General features: G+C 38.8%; 22 protein-coding genes and 1 pseudogene. 19 read left to right on the forward strand and 4 right to left on the reverse strand.

The window, feature by feature from the left end:
• The first annotated feature begins 61 nt into the window (after nt 1-61).
• The 7 genes and pseudogenes from MUB50_RS12850 (at nt 62) to MUB50_RS12880 (ending at nt 8,081) form a co-directional block, all read left to right on the forward strand.
• Complete coding sequence (locus MUB50_RS12850) at nt 62-1,162, forward strand: Fic family protein (RefSeq protein ID WP_243101228.1); 1,101 nt, start codon at nt 62-64, stop codon at nt 1,160-1,162.
• Between the two features lie 709 nt (nt 1,163-1,871).
• Nucleotides 1,872-2,507, forward strand: a pseudogene (locus MUB50_RS12855) (nucleotidyl transferase AbiEii/AbiGii toxin family protein); the annotation flags it as partial.
• A 356-nt stretch (nt 2,508-2,863) separates the two neighbouring features.
• Complete coding sequence (locus tag MUB50_RS12860; RefSeq protein WP_005427500.1) at nt 2,864-3,553, forward strand: response regulator transcription factor; 690 nt, start codon at nt 2,864-2,866, stop codon at nt 3,551-3,553.
• A complete protein-coding gene (locus MUB50_RS12865) occupies nt 3,529-4,794 on the forward strand; it encodes a sensor histidine kinase (RefSeq protein WP_244791283.1) in 1,266 nt (421 codons plus the stop codon). The genes MUB50_RS12860 and MUB50_RS12865 overlap by 25 nt, the downstream gene beginning before the upstream one ends.
• 172 nt (nt 4,795-4,966) lie before the next feature.
• Nucleotides 4,967-5,641: an ABC transporter ATP-binding protein gene (locus MUB50_RS12870; protein ID WP_117557928.1), complete on the forward strand. Its 675-nt coding sequence runs from the start codon at nt 4,967-4,969 to the stop codon at nt 5,639-5,641.
• Nucleotides 5,638-6,924 (forward strand): ABC transporter permease, encoded by a 1,287-nt coding sequence (locus tag MUB50_RS12875; protein ID WP_244791285.1) that lies wholly within the window; start codon nt 5,638-5,640, stop codon nt 6,922-6,924. Before MUB50_RS12870 ends, MUB50_RS12875 begins: the two co-directional genes overlap by 4 nt.
• Nucleotides 6,912-8,081 (forward strand): FtsX-like permease family protein, encoded by a 1,170-nt coding sequence (locus MUB50_RS12880; RefSeq protein ID WP_244791287.1) that lies wholly within the window; start codon nt 6,912-6,914, stop codon nt 8,079-8,081. The genes MUB50_RS12875 and MUB50_RS12880 overlap by 13 nt, the downstream gene beginning before the upstream one ends.
• A 159-nt stretch (nt 8,082-8,240) precedes the next feature.
• On the opposite strand, the gene MUB50_RS12885 is transcribed toward MUB50_RS12880, so the two are convergent.
• The gene (locus MUB50_RS12885; RefSeq protein ID WP_117824044.1) at nt 8,241-8,477 is read right to left on the reverse strand and encodes a DUF6061 family protein; all 237 of its coding nucleotides are present in this window, start codon (nt 8,475-8,477) and stop codon (nt 8,241-8,243) included.
• A 298-nt stretch (nt 8,478-8,775) separates the two neighbouring features.
• On the opposite strand from MUB50_RS12885, the gene MUB50_RS12890 reads away from it, so the two are divergent.
• Both MUB50_RS12890 and MUB50_RS12895 read left to right on the forward strand, forming a co-directional pair.
• A complete protein-coding gene (locus MUB50_RS12890) occupies nt 8,776-9,474 on the forward strand; it encodes a transglutaminase-like domain-containing protein (RefSeq protein ID WP_117607062.1) in 699 nt (232 codons plus the stop codon).
• A gap of 138 nt (nt 9,475-9,612) precedes the next feature.
• Complete coding sequence (locus MUB50_RS12895) at nt 9,613-10,428, forward strand: class I SAM-dependent methyltransferase (RefSeq protein WP_244791289.1); 816 nt, start codon at nt 9,613-9,615, stop codon at nt 10,426-10,428.
• An 8-nt stretch (nt 10,429-10,436) separates the two neighbouring features.
• Here MUB50_RS12895 and MUB50_RS12900 read toward each other — a convergent pair whose 3' ends face one another.
• Together MUB50_RS12900 and MUB50_RS12905 are read right to left on the reverse strand one after the other, a co-directional pair.
• Nucleotides 10,437-10,979, reverse strand: a complete 543-nt coding sequence (locus tag MUB50_RS12900; RefSeq protein WP_244791291.1) for a TetR/AcrR family transcriptional regulator — start codon at nt 10,977-10,979, stop codon at nt 10,437-10,439.
• Nucleotides 10,966-11,604 (reverse strand): DUF3786 domain-containing protein, encoded by a 639-nt coding sequence (locus MUB50_RS12905; RefSeq protein WP_244791293.1) that lies wholly within the window; start codon nt 11,602-11,604, stop codon nt 10,966-10,968. The genes MUB50_RS12900 and MUB50_RS12905 overlap by 14 nt, the downstream gene beginning before the upstream one ends.
• A gap of 347 nt (nt 11,605-11,951) precedes the next feature.
• Between MUB50_RS12905 and MUB50_RS12910 the strand changes: the two genes are divergently transcribed.
• The 3 genes from MUB50_RS12910 (at nt 11,952) to MUB50_RS12920 (ending at nt 13,682) form a co-directional block, all read left to right on the forward strand.
• Nucleotides 11,952-12,326, forward strand: a complete 375-nt coding sequence (locus tag MUB50_RS12910; protein WP_015526677.1) for a GntR family transcriptional regulator — start codon at nt 11,952-11,954, stop codon at nt 12,324-12,326.
• A 2-nt stretch (nt 12,327-12,328) separates the two neighbouring features.
• Nucleotides 12,329-12,787 (forward strand): ATP-binding cassette domain-containing protein, encoded by a 459-nt coding sequence (locus MUB50_RS12915; RefSeq protein WP_244791295.1) that lies wholly within the window; start codon nt 12,329-12,331, stop codon nt 12,785-12,787.
• A gap of 286 nt (nt 12,788-13,073) precedes the next feature.
• Nucleotides 13,074-13,682 (forward strand): DUF6664 family protein, encoded by a 609-nt coding sequence (locus MUB50_RS12920; RefSeq protein ID WP_117802443.1) that lies wholly within the window; start codon nt 13,074-13,076, stop codon nt 13,680-13,682.
• 52 nt (nt 13,683-13,734) lie between these two features.
• Here MUB50_RS12920 and MUB50_RS12925 read toward each other — a convergent pair whose 3' ends face one another.
• The gene (locus MUB50_RS12925) at nt 13,735-13,986 is read right to left on the reverse strand and encodes a helix-turn-helix domain-containing protein (protein ID WP_015513363.1); all 252 of its coding nucleotides are present in this window, start codon (nt 13,984-13,986) and stop codon (nt 13,735-13,737) included.
• 132 nt (nt 13,987-14,118) lie between these two features.
• Here MUB50_RS12925 and MUB50_RS12930 point away from each other — a divergent pair, with 132 nt between their 5' ends.
• From MUB50_RS12930 to dcm, 7 genes are all read left to right on the forward strand, one after another.
• Entirely contained in the window at nt 14,119-14,469 is a 351-nt protein-coding gene (locus MUB50_RS12930; protein ID WP_117802442.1) for a hypothetical protein, read from the forward strand.
• A 118-nt stretch (nt 14,470-14,587) separates the two neighbouring features.
• The gene (locus MUB50_RS12935) at nt 14,588-15,358 is read left to right on the forward strand and encodes a phospholipase D-like domain-containing protein (RefSeq protein WP_015513364.1); all 771 of its coding nucleotides are present in this window, start codon (nt 14,588-14,590) and stop codon (nt 15,356-15,358) included.
• A 13-nt stretch (nt 15,359-15,371) separates the two neighbouring features.
• Nucleotides 15,372-16,151, forward strand: coding sequence for a hypothetical protein (locus tag MUB50_RS12940; protein ID WP_117802441.1), 780 nt, complete (start codon nt 15,372-15,374; stop codon nt 16,149-16,151).
• Nucleotides 16,152-16,408: 257 nt separating this feature from the next.
• Entirely contained in the window at nt 16,409-17,317 is a 909-nt protein-coding gene (locus MUB50_RS12945) for a ParM/StbA family protein (RefSeq protein ID WP_158293346.1), read from the forward strand.
• Entirely contained in the window at nt 17,305-17,598 is a 294-nt protein-coding gene (locus tag MUB50_RS12950) for a hypothetical protein (RefSeq protein ID WP_055155764.1), read from the forward strand. Before MUB50_RS12945 ends, MUB50_RS12950 begins: the two co-directional genes overlap by 13 nt.
• A gap of 218 nt (nt 17,599-17,816) precedes the next feature.
• Nucleotides 17,817-18,389, forward strand: a complete 573-nt coding sequence (locus MUB50_RS12955) for a hypothetical protein (protein WP_055155765.1) — start codon at nt 17,817-17,819, stop codon at nt 18,387-18,389.
• A 75-nt stretch (nt 18,390-18,464) separates the two neighbouring features.
• On the forward strand, nt 18,465-19,766 hold the full coding sequence (gene dcm, locus MUB50_RS12960) for a DNA (cytosine-5-)-methyltransferase (protein ID WP_255786097.1): 1,302 nt from the start codon (nt 18,465-18,467) through the stop codon (nt 19,764-19,766).
• The last annotated feature ends 1 nt before the right edge of the window (nt 19,767 follow it).

Here is a 19,767-nt window from a genome sequence, read left to right on the forward strand (position 1 = left end):
TTTTAGTGGAAAAACAATTCATAAAACGATATAATATATGGATGAAATGGAGGTGGATCATGTGATTAAGGTTACGTTAACAAATGAAATTTTAAAAAAAATATCGGAAATAGACGAAAAGCGTTTTTCTCTTAGTACGATAGAAATGCCACCTGTTATAAAAAACAGACTTAGAAAAAACTCTAAGAAAAAAAGTTCCTATGCTTCTAATAAGATTGAAGGAAATCCATTAACTGAAAAACAGGCAAATGAGGCTATTGATAGTGATCCTCACAAACATTTTTTAAAGCCAGAACAGGAAGTTCGTAATTACTTTTTGGCTTTAAATTTTTTAGAAGAAAAACTGAAAAAGAAAGAAGCTTTTTCAAAAGAAATGATTTTAGAAGTGCAGGCAATGGTTGAAAAAGGTGCGTCAAAAGAAAAGATAGGCTTAAGAGGCCCTATGCCATCTGGAATGTTATTCGCAGTATATGATTCCGAAACAGGCGCAGCGGAATATATTCCACCAGAGTATATTGATATTCCGGACTTGTTGGATGAACTTGTTGAATATGTAAATACTACAGATGATCATCCGCTGATTATTGCTGCTGTAGTTCATTATCAATTGGTTACCATTCATCCTTTTGAAGATGGAAATGGAAGAACCGCCAGATTAATGTCAGGCTATATTCTTGATTATTATGGATATGGTTTTAATGGAATAGGTTCTCTGGAAGAATATTTTGCCTATGATCCAGATGAGTATTATGCATCACTGCAAATGGGGTTACCGGCGTTATATTATTCAGGAAGAGAAAACCCTCCTCATCCGGAAATTTGGATCAATTATTTTTTGCGGATGATGGAATTGTATTCTAAAAAGGTATATGAATTATCAAAAACATCCGAAAACGACGAGTTAGATGGAAGTCTATCTTATTTAAATGCAAAAGAAAAAGAATTCTTAGCATTTCTGTTAAAAAAGCGATTATATGAGTTTACACCAATTGAAGTCAGCAAAATGCTAGGTGTAACCAACAAAACGATTATTAATCGATGTGCAAAGCTGGTAAATAATGGTTTGTTAATTCCAATCATTGTAAAGACAAGAGTCCGATCTTATCGGTTAAGTGATTTTTCAAAGACAAATGCGAAAAAGATTTTGAAAAAAATATCGTAATAAAATATAAAATTTGCCAGTCAAAAACGCATGGACAAACCGTCTCGTATGCGGTATATTAATTGTAGACAAGAAAATATCTTGTGCTTTCGATAGGAAGTTTAATTGAATACTGTTTACCATGATCGAACATACGAAGCATGGTGGTCATATAACAGATGTCGATGGTAATATCAAGGCATTCCCCGATTATTAGCTGGAGCAAACAATCAGCTAACTTTCAGAGCTTTACAGAGCTTGACAGAGGGGGTATTCAGAATAACTCAAATTGAATCGGAAACAGTTTTTAATAGTGTCCCATATGGGTTTACCTTACCTCAGATTGACAGAGAGTGACAATAGGTTGGAGCTCTCCTAAGCGAGGGGTCGGAGGTTCAAATCCTCTTATGGACGGGCTTCAAAGCGTTCGAAAATGTTAGCTGGATTAGCTGACAACGAACGCTTTTCTTATTTTCTAATCACGTTCGTGACATGAAATTCCATTCAAAATGCTCCATTTCCAGCTAACACAATCCGATTTTTGTTAGCTGACAGCTAATCAAAATCACTGGTTTGCAAACATGGTCTTTCAAGAGTCCAGTTAACATTTGGGTTCCGCTCTGTTGTCACCCCTTATTTGGGGATGTAAATCAGAGAAAAGGCGGGAAAAGAAACAATCTCTCTGAAATCTGCAAACATTAATTAGCTGAAACAGTATACAATTCTATTAGCTACCATAAAAGGCACTAATGTCAGTGTGGAGGATGTAGAGATGATTATATCCAAAATTATATCAATCCCCCTGAACGATGGCGTTTTGTTTCGGATCAAACGGATATCGGAAATCATGGAAGAAGCAGATTATCCGGGTGTTCGTGTAAGCATGGAAACAAAATTCGATGGTGTAATCACCCCATTAAAGATTGATATTTCTACAGGGGATGTAATCACACCAAGAGAAATCAAGTACAAATTTAATCTTATGCTTGAAAATCGCACAATCGAGGTATGGGCATATAATCTGGAAACGGTATTGGCTGAAAAACTGGAAACTGTTATTAGCCGAAACGTTACAAATACACGAATGAGAGATTTTTATGATATTTATATTTTACAAAAGTTGCATGGAGAACAACTCAAAAAGCAAGTTTTATGGAATGCACTTGTGGCAACTGCAAGAAAACGTGGAACATTGGAGCAGATAAACTCTGGGGATAGAAGAGAAATATTTGATGAAATAGAAATAAGTTCTGTTATGGAAAATTTATGGAAAACATATCAAAAAAATTATTCTTACGCTGCTGATATTTCATGGCATACAATTATGAAATCAATTTGTACATTATATGGAAGTATGTTAAAATGAAAGAAATTAAGTTAAAAGGGGAATAAGAAATATCCTTACAAGCGTATTCGGAATTTCTATAAAATATGAAGCAGGGAATCATCAGGATTCTTTGCCTGTTTATATTGCAAGGAGTTATGATTTTCACACAGCATATATTGGAAACAGACGCTGTATAATGCTTACTCCGACAGAAGAACTTGCCACACTTCCGGCATTGAAAAAGCAAAAGCATATTTGACGACTCCTTTCAGAGGATAACAGTGCTGACGATAGTTCCATTGTTTTATCTTTTGGAGATACAAACGATGAGAGAATTGAAGAAGCAGTACTCTGATATTAAATATATATAGTTAATAAAGAGAGGTGCATATGCTATGCCAGGTATACTCGTGGTTGAAGATGATGAAAATTTAAATCGTGGAATTACATTCTCACTGAAAAAATCCGGATATGAGGTTTTTTCAGCAGAATCAATGAAAAAAGCGAAAAGAATTGCAAGTGATAATAATGTGGATGTTACCATTTGTGATGTGAATCTTCCGGATGGGAATGGACTGGAATTTGTAAGGTGGATGAGATGCAATTATAATACATACATTATTTGTCTTACAGCACTAGATCAGGAGATGGATCAGGTCATGGGATATGAAGCAGGGGCAGATGATTATATTACAAAGCCGTTTAGTCTTTCGGTACTTCTTTTGAAAATAGAAGCACATTTCCGCCGCAGACAGGAGAAAACGGAAGCCGGAAAGATGATTTCGGGAGATATCGTATTTATCGCAGGAGAAATGAAAGTCCTGATAAAGAGTCGTGAAATCAGTCTGACAAAAACGGAGTTGAAAATGCTGACTTTTTTTCTTCAGAATCCGAAACAGATTCTTTCAAAAACACAAATATTGGAAAATGTGTTTGATCTGGAAGGGGATTTTGTGGATGAAAATACAATCGCTGTCAATATCAGAAGACTCCGTGAGAAAATCGAAGACAATCCGGCTGCACCGGTCTATATAAAGAATATCAGAGGTCTTGGGTATATATGGAATCAGGAGGTAAGGCAGTGACAAAGAGATATCGCAAGAAGATTACAGTAGTGCTCTCCTTGGTATTACCTGTCATATTATTGTTTGCAATATTAAATTGCTTTACCACGTATGTGTTTTATGAAGATTATAAATATAAAATGAATCTTATGACAGAAATTGCAGCAAAGGAAAAATTTTCCGGGCTGGATGCTGTTTCGGAATTGCTTAAGGATAAGGATATTGAAACCAACGAACAGGGAAGGCGATTATTGGAGCAATATGGATACTGGGGAAATAAAGGGAATGTGTTTTATTCGCAATTCCGGCATCAGGTTATGGTGACCGGTGCTGTAAGCACTGTGATATGCGTGCTTCTTTTGATTATTTTATTTTATTGGAAGAAGACAGAAGATGCGTGTCATCAGAAAATTTTAGACCAGTTAGAAGAAATTCTGATCAGATTCCGTGAAAATAAATTTGATGATTTACTGAAAACGGAAAATCTCGCTGAACTGGAAAAATTGAATGACCAGCTTGAAGCAATCGGACATCATATTCAGTTGCTAAAGGAAGAAGCACGGGAAGAAAAAGAGAGCACGAAAGAAATGGTTTCTGATATCTCTCACCAGTTAAAGACACCGGTTGCAGCTTTGGATACATGTTTTAGTGTGCTGATGCAGAATGACTTAAGTGCCACAGAACAGGAGGAGTTTCGTATTCGTTGTCGGAGTGCTCTGGATGGACTGGAGACATTATTGCAGTCGCTTCTTGAAATATCAAAGATGGAAACTGGACTGATTCAGATTAATAAGAAAAAACTTCCGCTTATGGATACTGTCATATCTGCTGTGAACCGTACTTATCCAAAAGCGGATGAGAAAGAAATTGAATTCGTTTTTGACTATGCAAAAGAGCTGGAAACATGCATGGTTGTGCAGGATAAAAGGTGGCTTGGTGAAGCTTTTATCAACGTTCTGGATAATGCGGTCAAGTACAGTCCGGGTGGTTCAAAAATATTTATCCGGTTACAAAAAAGAAACGATCTTGTAAGAATGGAAATTGAGGATCAGGGAATCGGTATTCCGCAGAATGAGTATCACAAAATTTTTCAACGATTTTACAGAGGAGGTTTCAGGGAGGTCAGGGAAGAGAGTGGCACGGGAATCGGACTTTTTCTATCGAGAGAAATTATCGAAAAACACGGAGGTATGATCACGGTAATCTCCGGCAAAAAGAAAAAAGGAAGCACGTTTGTGATTCAATTACCATATGTTGGTTAAATTTTAATTGGGCAGAAATCTTACAATTCTGTAAGATTTCTGCCCAATTTTTGAAAGTGAAATGAAAGATTATATTGCTACAATCAGCATATAGGTTGAAAAATGATATATAAACAGGCAAAGAAAGTGTGCTGAAAAGGTATGCTTTACAGAATTGAAAAGGAGGCAACACATGAGTGTGATATTAGAAACCAGGCAGCTTTGTAAGTTTTATGGTGCAGGTGAGAATCAGGTCAAAGCGGTAAATCAGGTGGACATTCAGATTGAGCAGGGAGAATTTGTCGCAATTGTTGGAAAGTCAGGTTCCGGTAAAAGTACATTACTTCATATGCTTGGAGGGCTTGATACCCCGACAAAAGGCAGAGTTACTTTAGCGGGGAAAGATTTATACAGGATGAAGGAAGATGCCCTTGCTGTTTTCCGCAGAAGAAAAATCGGATTTGTTTTTCAGGCATTTAATCTGGTTTCATCTGTTAATGTCTGGGAAAATATTGTACTGCCACTGGGGCTGGATGGAAGAAAAGTGGATGAAGCGTATGTAAATGATATTATTGCAACTCTGGGGATTGAAAACCGGATTTATAATCTGCCAAATCAGTTATCCGGAGGACAGCAGCAGAGAGTAGCAATTGCAAGAGCACTGGTGAATCGTCCGGAAATTATATTTGCGGATGAGCCGACAGGCAATCTTGATTCTAAGACCAGTGATGAGGTAATCGCTCTGCTTAAGATGACAGCAAAAAAATATGGACAGACAATTGTAATGATTACCCATGATGACGAAATTGCACAGGTCGCTGACCGTATTCTGGTGATTGAGGACGGACAGGTGGTGGATTTCAGATGAAGACAATAAGCAGGATTGCATATAGCAATGACAAAAGGAACAGGACAAGAAGTATACTGATCATGATGGCAATCTGTCTGGCCACGATGCTGCTTGTTATCATCAGTACTGTGGGAAATGGGGTAATTCATTTACAGAAAAGTCAGGCGGCAGGATCATATGGGAGCAATTATGGTCTGTTTGTTTCCGCAGACGGATCGCAGTTAAAAGAAGTAAACCGCCGTGCGGAAATAGATGCTACAGGCACTATGTGCACCGAAGGTATCATAAAAGGCAATGAAAAAGGCGGGTTTGTCTGCATGGATGAGACTGCAAGAAAAATGCTTCCTTATAATAAAGAATATGAGTTGAAGGAAGGAAAGTATCCGGAAAAAATGCAGGAAATTGCCGCAGGAAGAGCATTTTTTCGTGTAATGGGGTATGGTGATGTAAAGATCGGAGATACGGTTACACTGGATTACCGCGCAGGGATGCAGTCAGAATATAAGCCGGAAGAATTTGTTGTCAGCGGAATCCTATATGATCGGGATGAGTATACCATCGAGGCATCTTATGTTGCTTTCGGGTCACAGGAGTTTTATGATGAGCACGTCGCAGAGAATGACAGACAGTATAATATTTATTTTACTTTAAATGATTCTGCAAATGTATCTATGAATAATATTGATTCGGTTATAAAGCAGATTGCAGCAGCTTGTGGGATCGAAGAAAAAAACGTTATAGTCAATGATCTCTATTTGCAATGGGTCTTGCAGCCGAGTTATGAAACGATTGCGGTATGCGGGGTTTTGATTCTTGCAATTGTACTTTTCTCTGTTGTGGTCATTTATAATATTTTTCAGGTCGGTATTGCCAACAAGATACAGGAGTATGGAAAAATCAAGGCTCTGGGAGCAACAAAAAAGCAGATGAAACAACTGATCTTCAGAGAGGGCATTTTTTTGACAATTTTTTCAATACCGGTTGGATTGCTTCTGGGCTTTCTGATTGCAAAATGCGGTTTTAACTGGCTGGTAGAACAGGGGAATCTTGTATCAACCGGAACTGACTCTATGGGAGTCCAAAATCAGCAGGTGTCACTGTTTTCCCTGCCTGTTATGCTTCTATGTATTTTCGTATCATTTCTTACCGTTGCTTTGGCACTGCGTAAACCAATGAAAATTGTTTCACGGATTTCACCTATCGAGGCAACACGGTATTTAGAAAATGCAGAAACACAAAAAAAGGAAAACGAAATGGCAGAAAAAATGTTACCGTGTTTTCTATGGCAATGGCAAATATAACGGGTAATCCAAAAAGAACCATTGGTACCATCCTCACACTGGGGCTTTCCTGCGCATTGTTTGTGATTATCTCTAATTATGTGGGAAATATTGACACGGAGCATGAAGCACGTCGTTACATAAATCATGGACAATTTGAACTGCAGCTTGACTATTCTGATGAGTATGATGAAAAATATCCGGAGAATAATCTGGATACGATTCTGACGGATAATCTATTGAATGATTCGCTGATTGAAGAAATCAAAAGCATTCCAGGAGTGACAGATGTCATGACGAGAGAGATTGTCTCTGTAAATCTGAACGGAACAAGATTTCCGGCTGATATTGTGAGTAAAAATGATTTTGATTTTATGCGCCAGGACGGGGATATTGGCTCTATGGACTATGATCAGGCGGTAAAGAATGGTGATATTTTCTTTGGCTGGTCAACGTGGATGGAACAAGATGGATATGCTCCGGGTGAATCCATTGCATTTGACTTTGAGAATGGAAGTGGAACCTATACCTATCAGGGAAAGATTGCAGGATCCTTTGCAAGTGCGGACACTTATCTTGTCATTCCGGAAGGTGTATACCGTTCCATGAATCCGAGAGGAACAGCCTATGGCTATCTGTGGGTGGACTGTGATAAAAAAGATGTGGCATCTGTAGAACAAAGTCTGAATACTTTGATTTCTAATACTTCGCATATAAAAATGGATACCTATCATGCGCAGTTACAATATGCAGAAGTCGCAGCCCGCATGATGAAGCTTGGCTGTTATCTGTTTATGGCGGTTGTAGGACTCATCGGTTTTATGAATATGGCAAACACCATGATTATGAATATTACGACAAAAAAGCAGGAATATGGTGTATTGCAGGCTGTGGGTATGACAAATAAACAATTAAATTTATGCCTGCAGTTACAGGGACTGATTTTTACGGTTGGCACCATATGCGTAGCTTTGATCATTGGTCTGCCGCTCGGCTATGCACTTTTTTCCTATGCAAAACATAATGGAATATTTGGAATGAATATCTATCATGTTCCAATTACACCAATTCTTGCTATGATTTTGCTGGTCAGCCTTTTGCAGATTGTGCTTTCCCTCGTTTTAAGCAGTAATCTGAAAAAGGAAACGCTGGTAGAAAGAATAAGGTATCAGGGATAGCAAGTATTGCTGGGATATCCTCAGTATCATAACAGGAATTAAAAGCACTTGGTTTCAAAAAGTTTTGTACTTTTGACAAAATGCAACCGATTTTTCATCAATTATAATAAATTTGATTAAGCAGCCTGTGTGTAATGAAGCATACAGGCTGCTTGCATTTTATAACTCTAATGAATCTTCTGTATCTACCCACATCTGTAAATTGCCCTCAAGATATAATCTCGCATATTCAAGTGGTTCATCGACTGCAAGTGAAGTCAATGCACAGTCTGATCCGGGTGTGGTTTTTAAATCCTTTTCGGCTTCCCAGCAGTCAATGCGAAGCATATAGCCAACATTTGTATAAATGTCAATGCTGTTTCGTTGTGGATTGTATTCTGCAAATATTGTTCTCATCGTATCCCATCTCCTTATCATTTAATCAATCATTAGTAGCAAAAATTAAGAAGCATTTCAATCAGTCCACCATGTCACTTTTATTTTATGTTATACTGTTTTATATAATTTTTTTGCCCTTATCAGAGTTCATAAACACTGATGGGACGATATAACACAAGGGAAAAAATAAGGGAAAGCTCACCTGCGACAAATCCAGTGTTTTCAATGGTTTGCGGAGAATTTAATAACAAAATATAACAGTTATTAAATCTCTTAAAACAGGTGAAATCTCAATCGGAAGTTGTGAAGGTGCATTATGGACAAATATTTAAAAGAAACAAAAATGTTAGATTATTCCAACGAAAACATACAGCAGTTAATTCGGGAAAGAAGATGGAAAAATATAAATGAATTTGAACGCTTAAAATCGATTTATGATTTTGTTAGGGATGAAATATTGTTTGGATATAATATTGATGATAATGTTCCTGCATCAAAGGTTTTGGCAGATGGTTATGGACAATGTAATACAAAAGGAACATTGTTTATGGCAATACTAAGGGCATGCAATATTCCTTGCAGGGTACATGGATTCACCATTGATAAAAAATTACAAAAGGGAGCAATGACAGGGGTTGTCTATAAAAATGCACCACAAAATGTATTTCATAGTTGGGTTGAAGTTTACTTTGAGGATAGATGGTATGAGTTAGAGGCGTTTATTCTTGATAAAAAGTATTTACAAAAATTACAGGAAAAAAATAGTGATTGTAAAGGTGCATTTTGTGGTTACGGTGTAGCCGTAAAAGACTTCAAAAATCCAATTATAGATTTTGATAGAAATAATACATATATTCAGAGTGAAGGAATTAATCAAGATTTTGGAGTCTATGATTCGCCTGATGACTTGCTAAAAGTACACCATCAAGAAATGTCTGCGATAAAAGCATTTTTATATAAACACTTTGGCAGGCATTTAATGAACCGAAACGTCAAAAAAATTAGAAATTGCTAAATTTCAGTTTAAGAAGTTTATGGGGAGAAAGTTTATGGGGCCTGTTTCCAAGACACGCCAATTTGAATTGTTTATTTTCATAAAATGTGTTACAATCGAGTTAGTCGAAACTAATTATATTGCAAAAAAGGTAAATGTATGAGTGAAAGAATAAAACCTACTATCAGTGGCAGTGCTGAGACAATGCTCCAGAGCTTTTATGCCAGAGCCCAATATTCCAAAAGTAAACATAATAAATTCTATGATGCAAAGGCGGTAGAATTAGTCGACAAAATTGATTATGATTTTTCTACAGCGGCTAGGGATTCTACGATGGGGAAAGGGGTAATTGCCAGAACGGTAGTTTTTGATGAATTAGTAAAGAATTTTATAGAGAAAAATCCTGATTGTACGGTGGTTAATATTGCCTGTGGTCTGGATACGAGATTTTATCGCATGGATAATGGCAAAATCACCTGGTACAATCTGGACCTGCCAGAAACGATAGCAATCCGCAATCAGATTTTCGAGGAATCAGGATGTGTTTCTACGATAGGAATTTCTGCACTTGACCCTGCATGGTCAAAAGAAGTAAAAGTGCGGGGGAAAATGCTTTTTATCATTGAAGGATTATCAATGTATCTGACAGCAGAGGAAAACGGTAAGATATTAAAAATAATAAAGGACAACTTTGATAATGCCTGTATTCTTATGGAATGTCTGGCAAAGGCATGGATAAAGAAAGAAGGAATAGAAAAATCCATACAGCAAACAGGCTCAAAATTTGTCTTCGGTGCAGATCATTTTGAAGACCTTGGGAATATGACAACAGGGTATCATAAAATAAAAGATGATAATATTCTTCGTGGCATGGAGTTATTTTCATCTGCATACAGACTTTTGGCGTTATTACCGATTGCAAAAAAGGTTACGCAGAAGATTCTGATATTTGAAAAGGACGAACAAAGCATGTGAAAGAGTCTTTATACGTTTTTTCTTGCATTTTTCAAATAAGAAGTATTGTCGCTGATTCGTCCAAGAAGAAAATATCCCTGATAGATAGAAAGCATGCGCTGAGAAAGATTTTTTGCATGATCTGGAGACAATCCGGAGTATAAGAATACTTCCTGAAAAATCTGCTCAAATTTTTTCAGTCCTTCCATAAATACAGATGCAACTGCAGGCTTGCCAAGTGCTGTTTCCATGCCCATCACCGCATACGGGCAGCCTGCAAATGTTTGTCCATTTGTCCTTTCAGATAAAAAATCAAAGATTTCTTCAATAAAACTTTCCCAGTCATTTCCCTGAGAACTATTTTGAAATTGTTCCAGCAAGATTTGTTGATAGTATTCCGTTACCGCTGTTGCCAGGTCATCCTTGCTTTTGAAATAAAAATAAAAAGATCCTTTTGGAAGGTCTGTTTGTTTGAGAATTTCGCTGATTCCAGTAGCAGAATACCCATTTTTCCAAAATAATTCAGCAGCACACTCGATCAGGCGTTGTCTGGATTCTTCACCCTTTTTCAATTCGCATTTCTTCCTTCAGTCTGGAAAACAGATGTGTAAGTGCAAACATAAGCGTTTCATAATGCATGTAATCTAAAGTATTTCTATCCGCAAGAATTTGAAGACTTGCCGGGAATTCGTCATCAGCTTCCCAGAAACGAATGATAATCGGCAAAAAAGGAAAAAGATTTAATTTAAAAGCAACATCTCCCTTTTCCAGTTCCTTTCCGGAAAGTGATATACAGGCATTACGCAATTCAACGGTTTTTCCGTTAAAAAAGTCAGCGGTATTCTGGAAAAATCCTCTGTTCGGTGAGAGATTTCCTGTTCGGACAGAGGAAAGGCTGTTTATATTTACAAATTCATGTGACAGATGGCATCTATCCTTTGAATAACATAAAACATCATAAATAGTCATTGCTTCATTATGATTGGCTTCATGAACTGTTTCAAAATCATTATCTGACCACTGAACATTTCCCGTTTTTCGGTTAATACGATAGGTACGGTTAATAAAAGTAATATATAACCAGTCAGAATTGTAATGTAATGAATATTTATGTATCATTGTAGCCTGATCATATTGCAGGAAAACATGTGCTGTAGAAATTTTTGTTTTATCATAATTAGTGAGAGTTTTTGTCATATATCCCTCCAAGAATATTTTGTTGCAGTTATTTACAAAATAGACTAATCGGTCTATAAAGTCAATTTATTTTGCGTAACAAATAAAAATTAATGATCATGAAAAGTAAGTGTCTAAGACTTCCCATACCTTCTGATGGTAGATGACAAAATCCCGGCAGGTGCAAAGCTGTACTAAAATTAAATTATTGATATACATGACAACAAAAGTACTTCTTAGAGTTAATCTGAGAGGTGTTTTTTTTCGTGTTAAAAAATATATCCCGGCAGTCAACTAGTGCAAAACAGTATATAACAGTTGACAACAGTATTACACTGTTATATACTGTTAACAACAGGAGGGAACATATGAAGATTATAATCAATAATACATCGATGGTACCAATTTATGAACAGATCATGGAGCAGATCAAGGCGCAGATCATCTCCGGAGAATTAAAAGAAAATGATATATTGCCGTCCGTGAGAACAATGGCAAAGGAACTGAAGATCAGTGCACTTACTGTGAAGAAAGCATATGACAATCTGGAAGCAGAGGGCATGACAGTCACAGTTCATGGAAAAGGAACATATGTAGCGGCTTCGAATACACAGCTGATGGAAGAAGAGCGCAGGAAAGAGGTTGAGGCGGATCTGGAAGCAGCGATTCAGAAGGGAAGGCGCTGCGGAATGAAGGAGGAAGAGATCCGTTCATTGTTTGAACTCATCATGGAGGATGAATGATTATGTTAGAGATCAAAGGAGTAAAGAAAAGCTACGGTGAATTTCAGCTAGATTGTTCGTTAAATGTAGAAAAAGGAAGAATTACTGGTCTGGTTGGAGAGAACGGAGCCGGTAAGAGTACTTTGTTCAAGGCGGTGCTCGGACTCATTTCTTATGATGCCGGCGAGATAAAGATTCTGGGAAAAATGCCGGAAGAGTTAAGTGAAAAAGAGAAAGAAGAGCTGGGAGTCGTTCTGGCAGAAGCCGGATTCACCGGATATTTGAAAGGGAAAGATATTGAGGCAGTCCTTGCCAAATTGTATCCAAAGTTCGAAGTAGAAAAATTTCATCAGATGTGTGAGGAATATCAGATTCCGTTGAATAAATTTATAAAAGAGTACTCAACAGGAATGAAAGCAAAGCTGAATCTGGTCGTTGCATTGACACATCAGGCAGAATTCCTGATGCTGGATGTAAAATGAGGTATAGATGGTAGGCGTGTATGGAGTGTATACAGTTTGCTTTTAGAGGAAAATAGGTACATGATACACAGATAATGGAAAAGAATGTGTATTCAGTTGAATATAGAAATAAGTAGTAGGTATGAAAGAATAAGATTCTTCCATGCCTTTTTTTATTATAAAGAAAGGATAGGTTGCACAGTATCCGCCCGGTCATTTTAGTAGATCTGCTGAATAGCTTTCTCCCGGAAGTGTGGTATAGTCTTGTGCTTGGAACAGGGAAACGACACAGAAAGGAGAAAACGATATGTCAGTACAGCCAGATATCATCTGGAACGAGCAATGTCTGGGGATACGGATAGGAGAACAGGTATGTATCTATCTGAAAAAGCATAATGCGGAATACCAGAGACTGCAAAAGAAAATACTGGAACTTATAGAGAAGTATCCAGTGATAGAAACATTTATGGAAGCGGCTCAGTCAATCAGTCTGACAGCAGACGAACATCAGGCACTGCACCAATATTTCCAACTGGAGAACGGAAAGGAAATGATAGAAGAAGAATATCATTTCTATATGGGACAGGCACAGATGATTTCGTATGGTGCCATGCTTGGAAAAATCAAAAAAGCAGTGTCAGGAAAGGACGAAAGTGATACAAAGAAATTACTGGAACTGCTAATGGATACCTGGATTGATGAGGTAGAAAATGAACTGAAAGAAAATGCAGTGTACCAGAAAATGCTCGAAAAAATATCAAAATATGAAGATCAGGTTCAGGCAATGGGACTTGAAAAAGAAAAACGAAAAATGATAGATGCATACGTTACGAAAGTAAATGAGAGATGGATTCTATATGCGGAATCCTTGTATCAGGCTGGTATGCAGAAAATCCTGGAATTACTGAATCTGTAAAAGAGACGGATAAAATGGGGAAGCACGAAAGACACTTCCCCATTTGTCACTTCTATTCATCTTTGCCATCAATGAGAAATATGTATGAAACCTGAAAGATTTCAGCAATGGCTTTTAATTCAAGATCAGTGACATAACGCTTGTTTGTTTCGATTCTGGTGATTACATTTTTATCCATATCGTAACCAGCTAACTGGAGTTTATAGGCAAGATCACGCTGAGACATATTGTGGGTCTTGCGAAGTTCAATCAATCGCTGGCTAATCAGATTCTTCTCACCAGACTGTGTCCTTGGCTTTGGCATCTTAAATCTCTTCCTCTCTGGTAAACAGATGGTTTGTCTCACTTTTTGCACCATCTGTATTGATTTTAACGATTGGACAAGGTAGAATCGGTTGTAAAAGTGAGACAAGGACAGAAGAGAAGGGAGAAATATATGGAGCAGGCAAAAATAGAACAGCTTGCATTTTTATATTTATGCAGCGAGCATGATAAAAGGTTATTGCTGAAAAAAGAAAAAATGCCGTTAGCTGATTTTGACAGGTTGACCTACTTGATTTACCATTTAGGTTTTAAGGAATATCATATAAAAGTATGGATGGAATTTGCTGGGGACTTCCAAAAGGAATGGGATTGCCTGGAAGCACTTCAGGAAACAGGTGGGCGTGTTGGAAACATAGATAGTACAGAATCAGAAGTTAAACTCCATGAGATGTGGATTCAGGATTTTTGCAAAAGCACACCAAAAGAGATCGGAGAGTGGATACAAGACCTAGATTATAAATAAAAAATATGATATCATTAGTGGTAGAAATCGAATTTTGTTAGGAAATGACACAATAATGAGTAGTGATAAAGAAATTGCTCATAGCATTGCGATATATATAAAGCTATAGGGGGATGTTATGACAGAACAGCAGTATAAGGATTTATTGATAGCAACAGCAAAGATGAGTGATTATGAGCATAAAGATGAGGTGGTGGAGGCGCTTAAAGTTGCTTCTGTTTCATTTCAAAAGGAATGGGCTTTTACATATCATTTGCCTGATCATCGTCAAGAGTATATTATTATTAGCGTTGTTCCAGATAAATTAATTGTCTTGAAAGAACATGAAGATTTTGTTGATGATTTGTGCAAACAGGTTTATGAACCAAACGATTATAATGAGTATAGCGGATTGGTATTAAAACCCGGAATACTTAATATTGCACCAGAAGAAGTAAGCCAAGAGATACTTTTTGATGATATACAAAATCGGATAATTGATGAAATTCGAGAAGCAAAGTTCTCAATTTGGATAGCAATGGCATGGTTCACCAATAAAAAAATATTTGATGAATTATTGAAAAAAAGAAATGAAGGGTTAGATGTAAAAATTATTATTGATAATAATCGTGTTAATAAGGAGAAACCTTCGTTCACTTTGGAAGATCACTTTGAGGTTTATCGGGTGGATGTGATGTCAGAGCGGTACAAAAATATAATGCATAGGAAGTTTTGTGTGATCGATTTAGAAGTTGCAATGCACGGTACTTTCAATTGGACAAACGCTGCAAACTATAATAAGGAACATTGGGATGTAGATCATAATAGAGAAACAGCAAAAACATTTGCAGAAGAATTTGTGAAAATGAGAAGAGATGCTGAATTGTCGATGTTGTGGCTTGATTTTTGAATGGAGTATGTTCATGGATTTAAAAGAATTTTATTTTCAAAATATAAAGGAATCCGAATACCATTATCGTTTTCTGGAATCTGTTAAAAAGGTAAATTATACATATAATATTTTTTATGGTGAAGAAGAAACTCAGAATTATCAATTTGAGATTTATGATGTTGAAGAAGCAATAACGAAATTTAAAGAACTGTGTCAGCCAGATGTTGATTTTTCAGGTGAAAATAAATGTTGGTTTTATCTAATAACATATTATCTACATATGCTCGGTTATGAGATAAAAGAGTTTCCTAGAATACTAGCAAGACCCCCTGTTGATCCAACAGACTTTACATATAGAGATATTAGAAATCGAATTATTGCTCTAGGTGGAGATGATAATGGAACTGTTCGTTATGCGACTAGAAGAACCTTTGTAGCAGATCTGACATTTGAGCAAAAGTCTTGTAATATTGAAGTGAACGATTCTATAAATCAGAAATTTATTGAAATTTCTACTAGACAGGCATCTTTCAATAGTATGCATATAGATGAAAAAATTGCTGAGATTGCAAACCTTATTGAAAACCTGTTGAAACAAGATGGAAAATTTATCACACCAGAATATGAAGATGTATGTTGTGGCTTCATTGACGATACGATAGTAAAGAATTATAGAAAGAAAATGCAGTGCTTTAGACATTGCACAGATGAAGCAATAGAGGAAAGAAAGACATACTCCGAAGAACAAAAAAAATTCCTTGTTGATTATGGACTTACAATGGTAAAAGCTATTCATGAATTGGTGAAATAAAGAATAGTAACATAGGCAGCTAGTAGGAACATTTTAAAGCAGTATTTATGTGCTACAAGAACAGAAATAGAGAATCCAAGTTATAAATTAATTAAAAGTGATAGCATACAGTTATGCATATTTGTTTGTAAATATACATAACTGTATTTTTTATTACGGGCAGGGCTCTTCGGGGTTCTGCCCTTTTTCTCTTTTTCCAGACCGAAAGACCACCTGCTGGAAAAGAACAAAGAAAACCAGAAAGGATGTGGTGACTTATCATTATAGGAATTGACCATGGATATTATGCCATCAAAACTCCCCATGTGTGCTTCCCGACAGGATTGACCGGGTATGATTACGAGCCGTACACCATGCAGAATGTCCTGCAGTACAATGGGAAATTTTATGTGTGTGGAACCGGGCGGCAGACGCTGGTGAGAAGCAAGACTTCCAATGACAATTATTATCTTTTGACAATGGCAGCTATTGCTCAGGAAATCCGCTATCGCCGGGGAGAGAGGAAAACAGATGTGGTTCTGGCAGCCGGCCTCCCACTGGCAAGTTTTGGCAGGGAGAAAAAAGGTTTCCGGGAATATCTGTTTCGGAAAGAGCAGCCTCTGCGTTTCCGGTACGAGGATGAGAGCTATGAGATCCGGATTCAGGATGTAAAACTGTTCCCACAGGGATACTCTGCCCTGGCTCTTCACCCGGAATGTGTTCGGGATGAGCCTTCTGTTCTTCTCGCAGATATCGGTGGCTGGACCGTAGACCTGATGCGGCTGGACAACAGTGTTCCAAATGCCGCTACCTGCCGCAGCCTGGAACTTGGTGTGATCCGGTGTGTGGATGAGATCACCGAGCAGGTACGCAGAAATACCGGACTGTCTGTAACGGATATTCAGATCGAACGTGTTCTGAACGGCCAGAGCTGCAGCATGGACCCGGCCGCAAAAGAAATCATTGTCCGGCAGGGAAGACTCTACACGGAGAAAATACTGTCTGCAATTATGGAAGCCGGGTTCGATCTGAAGGCAATTCCGTCCGTGATCATGGGCGGCGGAGCCAGCATTCTGAAACGGCACGTGACACCGCAGGACAGGCTGTGTCGGCAGATTTACCTGACAGACATACACGCCAATGCTTCCGGCTATGAGCGGATTGTGGGGCAGATGTGCGCGAAGTAAAGAGACCCGTTTTCTCGTTCCGCCTGAACCTTGATAACCCAGATCACAAAAAGGCATGGGAGATCCTGCAAAGTGTTCCAGATGGACAGAAGAGCAGCTATCTGGTTCAGGTGATTTTAAAAGATCAGGAAAACAACCAGCTGGAGAAAAGCATCCGGCAGGCAATCCGGGAAGAACTGGCAGGTGTTTCCATTTCTGGCTCCGGGGAGAGGGTTTCAAAAAAGGAAGAAATCCCGTCCCAGATGCTGGATTTTCTCTCCGGGCTTGAGGATGCATTCTGAAAAAGTCAAGTCTTTCCTGGTGATAAAATAGCCAAATTTCAAGCAGTCAAATTAGTATAAATCACGGATTTTTGAAAGGGGTGATGCCTATTGAATGTTATTGGATCTGCATCCTTTGGGAGCTTTTGAGAGCCTCATATTCGTTGGGTATTGTGAATAGCTTTCTGTCATGTTTTAGGGTATGTTGTATGTAGAAAAAAGAAAGGAGAACGAACACAATGGAGATGAAAAACATATGCGGAAAAATTCCGGTAGAGCTGCATGAAAAGCTAAAACTGGAAGTCGAAGAGTTAGGAATCAGCATACCAAAATACCTTGAAATGGTAATCGAAGAACACATGACAAGAAAAGGAGAAAAGACGAACATGGCAGATTTAAGAACAGTAGCAGTACAGGTAACCGAGGATTTATTTTCCAGACTGAAAGCAGTCCTCGCCAGGAATGGCATGAAACAGAAAGACTTCTTAATCGGGCTTATCGAAGATGCAATCGAAAAAGAAGAAGCCAAATGGAAAGCAGAGTCAGAGGAAGCCGAAGAAACAGAAATGGAAGATCCTGAGACTGCGAAATCAGAACCGGATGAAGAGTCAGCAGAACCTGAAGCAGAAGAGCCTGAGACAGAAGCACTGGAAGCTGAAACAGACGGAGAAATGACAGAACCGGACGAAGCTGAAGCAGATGAAGAGCCGACAGAGCCAGAAAACGAAGAGCCAGCGGAAGCAGAGCCAACAGAACTGGAAACCGAAGAAGCAGAAGAATCTGAGCCAGAGGAAGCGGAATCAGAAGAATAGACATCACAAAACAGAAACCAAGAGACGGAAACGGTGCAGAGAAATCTGCACTGTTTTTTTCACAGCGAAGGGAGGCTGATAGCCGGAACAATTCGATTTTTTGACCTGTTCAGTGGAATCGGAGGATTCCGAGAAGGGCTGCACAGGGCAGGGGGCTTCACCTGTGTCGGACACTGTGAAGCAGATGCATATGCAGACCACAACTACCGGGTGCTGTTTGATACGGAAGGAGAGTGGTTCTGCAATGACGCAAGAAATATTGAAACAGAACGAATGCCGGACTTTGATCTTTTATGTGCGGGATTTCCTTGCCAGGCATTCTCAATCGCTGGACGAAGGGAAGGATTTGCCGATGCAAGAGGAACCCTTTTCTTTGAAGTTGCCAGACTGGTTGCAGACAAACGACCTGCGTATTTTCTCCTTGAAAACGTACCCGGTCTGCTTTCGCATGACAAAGGGCGGACGTTTCACACCATCCTCAGTACGCTATCTGAACTGGGGTATCATGTCGAATGGAAAGTGCTTAACAGCAAGGATTTCGGAGTCCCCCAGTCAAGGAAGCGGGTGTATATTGTCGGATATCTTGATGGAAGATGTGCCGGAAAAATATTACCTTTCCCAAAAGCAAATGGAACAGCTCTTATACAAGTCCATGCTGGCAAACAGGGAGAAAGAGTCTACGCAGAAGAAGGACTGAGCTGCACGCTGACCAGCGGGGCTGGTGGTATGGGCGGCAAGACCGGATTATACGAAGTCGGTATCCCAATCAAGGAAAACACCCGAAAAGGATACAAGATGGCCTACGAGGGGGACAGCATCGATCTCGGATATCCGGGAATCAACAGCCGCAGGGGAAGAGTCGGGCATGAGATCGCCCATACCCTGACGACCGGAAACCAGCAGGGAACACTGCATTTTGTAGATATCTCCCCTCTGCCGCTGGTGACAGACGTTGCAAGATGTCTGAATACCAGACAGGATTCCAGCATCCATAACCACAGGGGCGAAAGTTCCGGGGTGCTGGTGGAAGAACCGCCAAGGGCAGTGCTGACACCGGCCAGGGAAAAAGTCCGCCAGAATGGAAGAAGGATGAAAGAACCGGAAGAGCCAATGTTCACCATTACGGCAACTGACCGTCATGGAGTGATTTACCACGGCAGAATCCGCAGGCTGACGCCAAGGGAGTGTCTGCGGCTGCAGGGATACCGGGATGGTCAGATTTCCAAGATGGAAAAAGAAACATCGGATAACCAGCTTTACAAGCAGGCCGGTAATGGTGTCACTGTCAATGTCATTGAAGCAATAGGCAGAAATTTGAAAGCAGTAGATGAAGAGATCCAAAGCGGCTCACCTGTTCCAGAAGCGAAGGGTGGGTGAA

The organism is Blautia sp. NSJ-140, from assembly GCF_022868965.1.
Taxonomy (GTDB): Bacteria; Bacillota; Clostridia; order Lachnospirales; family Lachnospiraceae; genus Blautia_A.